This is a genomic window from Microbulbifer mangrovi (assembly GCF_002009015.1).
In the GTDB taxonomy this organism is placed as follows: domain Bacteria; phylum Pseudomonadota; class Gammaproteobacteria; order Pseudomonadales; family Cellvibrionaceae; genus Microbulbifer; species Microbulbifer mangrovi.
Genome location: NZ_LZDE01000223.1, coordinates 1 through 9,660, shown reverse-complemented (window position 1 = coordinate 9,660; position 9,660 = coordinate 1). Strand labels below are relative to the sequence as shown.

Here is a 9,660-nt window from a genome sequence, read left to right as displayed (position 1 = left end):
TGGAACGTTCAAACTTTTCTTTTGCCATTGCGGGCCTCCCAATATAAGTGTGAGCCGAACTAGCGACCTTCACCCAAGAACAGTCCCGGGCACCTCACAAGGAGGCAAACCGGGAACCGATGCACCCAGGCCCGCCTGACGGCAAATAAGCCGGATACAAATAGCCGCGGAGACACAAGTCACCGCGGCTACGAATAATGGAGCTCATGGGCGGATTTGAACCGCCGACCTCACCCTTACCAAGGGTGTGCTCTACCCCTGAGCTACATGAGCAAACTCCGGACATCGACAGAAACTGTCGACACGCAGGCGGGGCTGCCTGCGCTCTCACCCGATCCAAAAACCAGGCAAGCTACCAACCAAGCTCCGCACTAAAGAATGGAGCGGGCAGCGGGAATCGAACCCGCATCATCAGCTTGGAAGGCTGAGGTTCTACCATTGAACTATGCCCGCGCTATCGCGTGCGAAAACCTCCAGGATAGAAGAACAAACAACTTCTTCTAACCTTCGATGCCAGCACACAGGCATCTAAATAATGGTGCAGGGGGGTGGATTCGAACCACCGAAGCTTGCGCGTCAGATTTACAGTCTGATCCCTTTGGCCACTCGGGAACCCCTGCTCGAAAGCGGTGCGTATTTTCTACAGCGACCGCCTCGCTGTCAACAATTTTTTTCCTTAATTTTCACAGACTTAGCTGCTTTCTTTGCCCCTCGGCAAAACCGACACGAAGCCGGAGGAAATGGAGCTGGCGAGAGGAGTCGAACCCCCGACCGGCTGATTACAAGTCAGCTGCTCTACCAACTGAGCTACGCCAGCATCTCCACAAACAAGCCCTAAAAGAGCTTACCACTTCGGCGTTGTTGACACCCCCTGAAGTGGAGGCGGGATTCTAGGGGAACTGTTCGCGACAAGCAACAGGGGATTGTCGCTTTTCTTCACCTAGACAAAACACACCCGCCAATTATTGATCCTGCGCGGTGCGAATCTCGCTACACAGGTTCTGGCGACGGCCAATATCCGGGTAGTCCAGCTGCAGCTGATCCCAGAAATCATCCGCCAGGGACGCCGCCCCGGCAGTGCCCTCCCCCTCCGCAAGCACAACCCAGCGCTCCAGGTATGTCTGCGGCTCTTCGCGGAACTGGGCCTCGAAGCCGCGATTCTGCAGCTCGCCTGTCAGGGTCTCAGCGCGATCCTTCTCAGAAAAAATACCGAACGAGATACCGTTTTCCAGCGACCCCTTGGGTATCACATAGCTGTCGATACCCGCCGCCTGCAACTCCCTGAGCTTGCGGAAAGCCTCCTGCGAGGAATTTAGCGGTGCCAGAAACACCCAGTACCGCATCTGTCCCTGCATTTCTATTTCGCGCATGGCCGCGTCTATTTCCAGCGCCTGCAGACGCCGCGCGACATCGTCCCCCTGATAGGCTTCGGCGAAGGGCCCCACCATTGTGCACAGGGCTTCCGCGCCCGGACGTACGTTCCGTGTCGGCGCAGCGGGCCGCGCCGGTTTCGGCTGCGGCTGCGATTCGGTCAACGCGGCGGGATCGGCCTCGGTAACCAGCGAGATACCATTGCCCTCTTCCACCGCTATCACCGGCGCCACGCGTGCGGCAGCGGGCCTGTCGTTGGACAGGAACCAGGCAAACAGAGCGAGATTGGCAACCACCAACAAAATAAAGATCCAGCGCATAATGTATTCAGGCAATTAGTACTTTAGATGCCGACAACGGCGTCAGAACGTTGAACAGTGCGCATTCTAACCAACCCGGGCACCCCCGGGGCAGCCACTGGCGCACACTATGTCTCTCAGGCGCTTTCGCCGCCATGATCAGGGATTGGTGAGCGCAAGCCCCTCCATCACCAGATCCTCGGCCCACTCCCCGGGACGATCGCACAGCGGCGCCAGCATTTCACCGTCGCCACCGCAAAACAGTAATCTTGGATTCGCGTACCCGGACAGGGCACAGCGGTGCGCGAGATCGTCGTAGACGCGCTCGACCGCCCCCAGAACCATCACCAGCAATCCCCGATCCACTGCATCCTGCGTGCTGCATCCCGGATCGAGGGAAGCAGGCGGGCTGTCCGGCGGCGCCACTTTCACCGCATCGGTATCGCTATACAGGGCGCGGCGCATCAGGCCAAGTCCGGGAACGATATAGCCCCCCAGGTGCCCACCCTCGCCACCCAGCATATCGAGGGTGACAGCGCTGCCGCAGTCGACCACCAGCGCTGGCGCCGGGCGCCGCCGAAACGCTGCCAGCACCGCCAGCCATCGATCAACCCCGAGCCTCGACTCGTCCTGGTAGGCGCAGCGCACCCCGCCACATTCCCGCGCAACCCGGGCAAACTCCGCCTGCACCCCCAGCAGTTGCTGAACGCGCGACTGGATGCTGCGCTCGACCGCGGCGCCGGCAACATTCGCGACGCGGACCCGTTGTGGGGAAAACTCCCCCCAGGCCGGCGGCATCACTCCGGCTTCCCACCAGGGCCCTGGAGCAAAAGCGCCACGCGCCAGAACCACTGGATCAGCAACTTGCGCACTAGTATCGATGAGGCGCCACTTTGCACGGGTATTACCCTGATCCAGCTCCAGAATATTCACACTCACACCTTCCGCTCATCGGCCCCGCGGGCAGGACGCAGCGACACCTCGCCGCCGTGGAAGACCTTGCGCTCGCCGGCGCACTCCAGCACCAGTGCGCCGCTGTCGTCGACCCCGCGCTCGATACCGCACCAGCGCTGCTGGGCGGACTGCAGGCAGACCTCGGCATCGGCAAACTGGTCCAGCGCCAGCCACTCGTCGCGCCAGCGGGCAAACCCTTCCTCTGGATAAGCGTCAAGCATCGGCAACAGTTCATCTAGCATGGCCGCGACCAACTGATTGCGCGGGATACCCGGACACACTTCTGCGAGGTCGATCCACGGCTGGCCGATAGCCTCGGCAGCGGCAGCGGGCAGGCGCATATTCAGGCCAATCCCCACCACCACCGCACAGCGATCGGTCAGGTCGCCACTCAATTCGAGCAGCACGCCAGCCAGCTTACGGCCGCGACACCAGACATCATTGGGCCACTTCAAGCGCACATCCGGCACCTCGAAGCGCGCCAGGGCCCGGGCCAGGGCGACACCCACCGCGAGACTCAGGCCTTCGAGTAACTGCACTCCGCCATTGAACTGCCAGCCGATAGAGAGACTGATACCCGAGGCAAAGGGGCTCGCCCAGGTGCGGCCACGGCGTCCGCGCCCCGCGGACTGCAGTTCGGCGAGCACCGCGCGCGCGTGCCCCACACCCTGCTCCAGACTCGCAAGCACCCACGCATTGGTAGAGTCCACCTGGTCAAACACCTGCAGTTCATTCAGCAGCGAGGCGCCTCCCTTACCCAGGGACGAGAGGATCGACTCCGGATCCAGCAGATCGAGCCCGCCCGCGAGGCGATATCCCCGCCCCTTGACCGACTCCACCTGCAACCCCAGGGGCTCCAGTTTCTGCAACTGCTTCCACACCGCCGCGCGGCTCACACCCAGCACCTCTCCGAGGGATTCGCCGGAATGAACCTCACCGTCAGCGAGCAGCAGCAACAGCGGGCGCAGTGCGGCCAGCGGGCTTGCGGGCACTTCGTTGGAATTACGCGAGACCAAGTTAAATTCTCCGATATTTCGGGTACTGCGAACCGTTTCGAGCGGCGCCGCGGTTCAGCGATACTGGCGGCAGTAGCGGTGGCCGAGAGAGGTCAGGATTTCGTAGCCGATAGTGCCCGCGGCGGCCCCCATATGGTCCACCGTCAGAGACTCCCCCAGCACCTCAATCAATGACAGTTGCGCACGTTGCCCCTCACTCAGGGCAGTGACATCAAACACGGTAGTATCCATCGACACACGCCCCAGCATGGGCACGGGAACCCGATCCCCTCCGGCGATTGCCACGCCACTGCCGCGACCACTCTGGGCACGCAGTATACCGTCGGCATATCCGCCCCTCACCACTGCCAGCCAGCTACCCGCCACCGCGGTCTGGGTGGCACCGTAGCCGACCGCACTGTCGCTACTCACCTGGCGCAGCTGCAATACCGGCAGGCGCAAATTGACCACCGGTCGCATGGGATTGGCCTGGGCAGGTGTCGGATTGACCCCGTACAGGGCACACCCCGGACGCACTACCTCAAACTGGAATTTCTCACCGAGACAAATACCCGCGGAATTCGCCAGGCTCGCCGGCACTTTCGGGCAAACGTGACGCAGACGCGCCACCATATCGGCAAAGGCAGTCTGCTGATGGGAATTTTGCGCGTGGCCGACCTCATCCGCACAGGCCAGGTGGCTGAGGATCAGCTGCAGGTTTGCCCGCTGTAACAACGCGGGTTGTTGCAACAGGCGGGTAAACTCATCCTCACCCATCCCCAGGCGGGTCATCCCGGAATCCACTTTCAGCGCGGCCGGCGCGGCCAGCGCCTCATCGCCGGTAACGCCGAGCGTTTCGTCACACCAGCGCTGTAACTGCGCGGTCGTCACCAGCACCGGGATCAAACCGGACTCGGCACAGGCGCGCTCGCAACCCGGGCGCACACCGGTCAGCACAAAGATGCTTGCGGGCCCATCGAGAATCGAGCGCAATTGCACGCCCTCGCCCTGGGTGGCGACAAAAAAAGTCCGGCAGCCGGCCTCGTAGAGAGCCGGCGCCACCTGCGCCACTCCCAGCCCATACGCATCCGCCTTGACCACAGCCCCGCACTCGCAAGCGTCGTGCAGGCGTTCACGCAGCCAGGTGTAGTTGTGGACAATGGCGCCCAGATCGATGGTGAGCAGCCCTTCGCGCTCCTGATCGGAAATCGTCACTCTCGATGCCTTCCTCAAAGCCGGTTTCAACTGGCGGACAACAAACCTTCGCGGCGCAGAGCACGTGCGCCCACCATGACCGCGGCCAATACTAAACCGAGGGTAACCAGAGACCCGGCGATCATCCACACGGGAGAAACCGCACCGCCCACCAGCAAGCCCTTGAGCCACTGCTGGTGCCCCACCAGCGGCAGTAGCTGCCAGCTATCGGACAGTTTGATCTGCGCGATATCCAGCGCCATCAGCACCACCAGCGGCGCTATCTGGAAAATACTCAACTGGGTCTGTGCATCCTTGAACGACTGCGAGCGCAGCGCCAGCAGAATCTGCAATACCGCCACCAGCAGCGCCAGCGGCAACATGATCAGCCCCATGGCAATCACACCACCGGTGGTGGTGGCGCGCTGGATACCCAACTCGGTAAGCGGCATCACCGGCATCAGCAGCAACAATGTGGCAATGGCCAACAGTGAACCCAGCCACCCCAGGCTGGCGACGGCGATGGTTTTGGCGGTAATAATCTGCCAGCCCGCCATCGGCTGCAGCAATAGCGGCTCTAGGCTGAGACGCTCCCGCTCACCGGCAGACGTATCCACTGCGGTGGCGAGGCAGGCCACAAACAGGGTCATGATCAGCAACCCGGGTACCGTGGCCAGAATCAACGCGCCGCGGCTGGATGGGGTACTGACATCACGGGTTTCGATACGCCAGGGCGCCAGCAGGCGCGGCGCCACACCCCGCGCGGCAAGACGCTGGGTGACCACCAACTGTTGCAGGGCTCCGAGGCGCTCTTGTATGTCCCGCTGGGCGCGACCGCTGCCAGTATCAGAACTGTTGATATAGAGATACAGGGGCGGCGCGCGGAATGCCTGGTAGCGCTGCGCAAAGTCCTCGCCGAACTCCAGCACAATATCGTAATCCCCGGCGAGCAGCTCCCGCGGCGAACCGCTGTCCAGCGATGACACTTCCAGGTTCGGGGACCGCAGTCGCTGCTGGATCAGCGGCGCGCGCTCGGCGCCCAGCAACGCGACACGGGTGACGTCTTCGCTCTGTTTCTTGATCATGAAGATGGTGCCGCCCGCCAGCGCCGCGGGAAACATCAGGGAAAAGCACACGGCCATCACCAGGGCGCGACGGTCCCGCCACGCCTCGAGTAACTCTTTGCGCAACAGCGGCGCCATCTGTTTCACGCCGCGGATCACATTCGAAATATTCACGCTGGCTCTCCTTGCGTCTGCGCAACGGCCGGCCGCTGCCCGTAGGCCAGCGCCACAAAACTGTCTTCGAGATTCGTGCAGCCGGTTTCCGTCGCGAGCTGTTCCGGCGTGCCGGCACCGACAATCTTCCCGGCCGCCATAACCAGTACCCGGTCGGATAATTCCGCCACTTCCGGCATGACATGACTGGAAAACAGGATGGTGGTACCTGCAGCGCGCAAGCGCAGCAGGGTTTTGCGCAACAGCCGCACCGCCAGCACATCCAGGCCGCGGGTAGGCTCGTCCAGAATGAGGTGACGGGGACGGTGGACCAGGGCCCGAGCGAGGGAGACCTTCATGCGCTCCCCCTGGGAAAATCCCTTGGTGCGCCGGTCCCACAGGGCATCCAGTTCCAGTTCCTCGCGCACCGCCTGCAGGGCCTCCTGCAGCGCCGCGCCGGAGAGCCCCTGCATACGCGCGAATACCGACAGGTACTCGCGTACGGTGAGTCGCTCGTAGAGCCCTTCGCGGTCGCCCACCACACCCAGCTGGCGACGGACCGCCATGGGATCCGAGGCGGGGTCTGCATCGCCCACCAGCACGCGACCGGAGTCCGCCTGCAGCAGCCCACAGACGATACGCAAGCAGCTGGTCTTGCCCGCGCCATTGGCACCGAGCAACGCGGTGATACGGCCATCCGGCACATCAAAACTCAGGTTGTGCAGCACCTGCTGCCCCTCGAAAGACTTGCATATCTTGTCGACACGAATCATGGCTGGTCACCTCCTGCGACTTCTTCCGTAGGGATAGCCCGCTGCTCCAGCTTTTCGGGATTCTCGCCTGCGCCTCCGGCAGAATGCTCTTGCGCAAGCAGGGAATCCGCTTCCGGAATTGCCTGTTCCGGCATCAGTGCGGGGCCGAATGCACCGGCCGCAAATGGCGGTCGGCGGATATCGGCGATGCAGCCATCGTCCAGTGTCGCATCCGGCTGATCCAGGAACTGCAGGATCAGGTCCGGAACGCAACCGCGGGGCGAATTGATATGTCCCCCGCCCCGCACTATCAGGTGCTGCTGGTTGGGCAGATAGGCAAGCTGTTCGTTCGCATACTTCGGTGGCGTAATGGGATCGGCAGAGCCGGAAATCAGCAAGACCGGATGATCGCGGGGCTCCGGCGCATCGTAGGGACGGGGCGGCACCGGCCAGACCTTGCAGCCCTCTACGAAGATGCGGATAAACATATCGCCAATGAAGGTATCGTCGGCGTCGCGGTCGATATCCGCCGCGTCGATCCGGTTCATTTCCTCAGCACAGGCCACGGAATAGGTTAGCCCCAGGGACATGGCACCTTCCATATCTGCAAACAGCCCGAGGATGCCGGACAGCGGCGCATAGTTGCCGCGACTGGCTTCGCTCACCGCATAAGGCAGCTGTGCCGCTGCGGCGGGGTCGTACAGCGCGGTGCGCACGGCGCCGGCCAGCATCCAGGTTTCCACCGGTTCTTCGGCAGGACGCCCGGTAAACGGATCCGGGAAGTTACTCGCCTGGGCATGGCTCCAGTTCGCCAGCAGGTTATCCAGCTGACTGCGCCAGTTTACAAATCCCGCACATACGGGATCTTCACTGCACGCCTGCTCCAGTTCCTGCAGTGCAGACTCCGCCGCGGACGCGGCCAGGAACACCTTGGTATCAATGGGGGCAACGCCATCCAGCACCAGGCTCTGCAGGGCATCCGGATACCACTGCTGGTAAAGCAGCGCGGTGCGGGTACCCCAGGAGCCTCCCCACAGGGAAATGCGCTCGTGTCCCAGCGCACGGCGCACGGACTCCAGGTCTTCCACGGTCTGGCGACTGTTGATCGTCAGCGGGCGCTCGCCGGCATTGATATAGCAGGCGGCCAGCTGGGCGGTCATGAGTTCGATATTGTTGGGAATCTCGGCACCAAAGCCGCAATCGAAGGCATCGGAACGCCCTCCACCACGGCGATCCACCATCACGATATCGCGCCCGCGGTTCAACTTGCGCAGCGGATTCAGCAGTCGCACCAGGTCACTGGCGGCCTGCCCCGGGCCGCCCGCGAGCAGGTAGAGAGGCTCGTGCTGCCCACCGTTTACCGCCGGTGCCACCAGCACCGACAGCTTGACCAGATCATCTGCGTTCGCGCTGTCGGTACCCACCGGGATCCGGTAACAGCGCAGTGACTCCGACCAGCCATCCGCGTAACAGGTTTCGCTGACGGGAGCAGCCATTTCCGCCGCGCCCTGCTCGGCCATCGCGCCAACACCGAACAGCCCCGCAAATAATGTGATCCCCAGGCTGTATCGCAGCCGGTGTGGGATAAGTCGCTTCCTTGAGTCCAATGCACACTCCAGTATTCGTAAGCGTTGATCGTAATCCGTTAACTGACCTCGCCAGCCTTGTGAGCCGGCGGGCAAACCCAGCCAGTCTACCGGACTTTCCCACCGCCCGCCCAAGGTTTGCGGGCCGTGGCGGTATTAGTCGTGGCACCCCGGGGCGCGCGATGGTATCGTTTGCGGTCGTTTTTATATCGAATAATTAATAGACACCGATACCCCGCCGAAAAAATGAGCTTTTCAGACAGAGAAAAACAACTGGTACGGGCCGCTTTTGCCTGGGGGCAGATCACCCAGAAAGAAGGCTACACCCTGTCCGATCTGGAAATCGAAAAGTCGGTGCTTTTCCGCCGCCTGCTGGCTGGCCGCCCACCTCTCGCCTTCCCTCCTCCCCTGCGCCACGGATTCCCCTGGTACGAGGTCATCGAGGGCCGCAGTGAACATGTGGTAAACGCATCGGAAGCGTCCCCGGAACACAGCATCATCGCGCCCGGTAGCAAACCCGGAGATACCTGCATTCTGATCGACGGCGCTTTCTGGCGTGTGGCGGAGACGATTCGCGAGCGCGAGGAATACCTGGTGGAATGGGGCGAGTACCCGATGCAGTGGCGACTGTGCAAGCACTGGGAGGTCAATTACGAGATGACCCAGCAGCTACACAATTTCCGCAAGGACAACCCGGAGGCGAACGTGACCCTCGCCAGCCGCGGCGGGCAGAAGGAGTACAGTGAATTCCGTGTGGACGACGACCAAACCGTATGGCTGTCGGAATGGCATCTGACCCGCATCGGCCTGCCGGGCTGGGTGTGGGTGGGCAACGAGGTAGATGCGGAGCCTTGCGTACACGATCTGACACCTCTGTGCCAGGATCAGCAGGGGGCATTGGTACTTGGCGTTGCCGGCGCGGACCGCGGCCCGGGCTGGCTGCGAATCGAAACCAGCGCAGCCGATGCCCGCTTTATCAAGCTGGGCGACGAGCTGGAATACAAGTCCGTTATTGCTTCCGCGGTAACCGAATTCGACCGTCTGCTGCACAGCATCGCCGGGGAAGACCTCGAGGTGATGGATTGCCGCAACGGCGATGTACTGCGCTGCTACCGCGTGCCCATGCAACTGGCTCCGCTCGAGCAGTTTGACCTTGGCGATGTGAATTACGACCTGGTGCCTGAAAACGCCTACGCTGGATAACGTTTTCCACGGTCGTTTGAGCTTCGCAGGGCCTCCAGTGGCGGCACTGCCGCCGGGAAAGGTTTACGAGACACGCCGTGAACCCATCC

At 62.3% G+C, this 9,660-nt stretch carries 8 protein-coding genes and 4 tRNA genes; 1 reads left to right on the top strand and 11 read right to left on the bottom strand.

Annotation, left to right across the window (positions count from 1 at the left end; genetic code table 11):
- Window positions 1-198: 198 nt before the first annotated feature.
- The 11 genes from B4U49_RS02950 to B4U49_RS02900 all read right to left on the bottom strand — a co-directional run bounded on the left by B4U49_RS02950 (window position 199) and on the right by B4U49_RS02900 (window position 8,302).
- Window positions 199-273: transfer RNA gene (locus tag B4U49_RS02950), tRNA-Thr, on the bottom strand.
- Between the two features lie 106 nt (window positions 274-379).
- Window positions 380-453: transfer RNA gene (locus tag B4U49_RS02945), tRNA-Gly, on the bottom strand.
- Between the two features lie 83 nt (window positions 454-536).
- A tRNA-Tyr gene (locus tag B4U49_RS02940) sits at window positions 537-620 on the bottom strand.
- A 121-nt stretch (window positions 621-741) separates the two neighbouring features.
- Window positions 742-817, bottom strand: a tRNA-Thr gene (locus B4U49_RS02935).
- Window positions 818-962: 145 nt separating this feature from the next.
- Window positions 963-1,691: an SPOR domain-containing protein gene (locus B4U49_RS02930; RefSeq protein WP_078083083.1), complete on the bottom strand. Its 729-nt coding sequence runs from the start codon at window positions 1,689-1,691 to the stop codon at window positions 963-965.
- Window positions 1,692-1,829: 138 nt separating this feature from the next.
- Window positions 1,830-2,603 (bottom strand): type III pantothenate kinase, encoded by a 774-nt coding sequence (locus B4U49_RS02925; protein WP_158078541.1) that lies wholly within the window; start codon window positions 2,601-2,603, stop codon window positions 1,830-1,832.
- Window positions 2,604-2,605: 2 nt separating this feature from the next.
- The gene (gene birA, locus B4U49_RS02920) at window positions 2,606-3,640 is read right to left on the bottom strand and encodes a bifunctional biotin--[acetyl-CoA-carboxylase] ligase/biotin operon repressor BirA (protein ID WP_239692449.1); all 1,035 of its coding nucleotides are present in this window, start codon (window positions 3,638-3,640) and stop codon (window positions 2,606-2,608) included.
- 54 nt (window positions 3,641-3,694) lie between these two features.
- Window positions 3,695-4,834, bottom strand: a complete 1,140-nt coding sequence (gene alr / locus B4U49_RS02915) for an alanine racemase (RefSeq protein ID WP_078083081.1) — start codon at window positions 4,832-4,834, stop codon at window positions 3,695-3,697.
- Between the two features lie 26 nt (window positions 4,835-4,860).
- Window positions 4,861-6,051 (bottom strand): ABC transporter permease, encoded by a 1,191-nt coding sequence (locus tag B4U49_RS02910; protein WP_239692448.1) that lies wholly within the window; start codon window positions 6,049-6,051, stop codon window positions 4,861-4,863.
- Window positions 6,048-6,803, bottom strand: coding sequence for an ABC transporter ATP-binding protein (locus tag B4U49_RS02905; protein ID WP_078083080.1), 756 nt, complete (start codon window positions 6,801-6,803; stop codon window positions 6,048-6,050). The genes B4U49_RS02910 and B4U49_RS02905 overlap by 4 nt, the downstream gene beginning before the upstream one ends.
- The gene (locus tag B4U49_RS02900; RefSeq protein WP_078083079.1) at window positions 6,800-8,302 is read right to left on the bottom strand and encodes an alpha/beta hydrolase; all 1,503 of its coding nucleotides are present in this window, start codon (window positions 8,300-8,302) and stop codon (window positions 6,800-6,802) included. The genes B4U49_RS02905 and B4U49_RS02900 overlap by 4 nt, the downstream gene beginning before the upstream one ends.
- A gap of 312 nt (window positions 8,303-8,614) precedes the next feature.
- Here B4U49_RS02900 and B4U49_RS02895 point away from each other — a divergent pair, with 312 nt between their 5' ends.
- A complete protein-coding gene (locus B4U49_RS02895) occupies window positions 8,615-9,571 on the top strand; it encodes a hypothetical protein (RefSeq protein ID WP_078083078.1) in 957 nt (318 codons plus the stop codon).
- Window positions 9,572-9,660 lie beyond the last annotated feature (89 nt).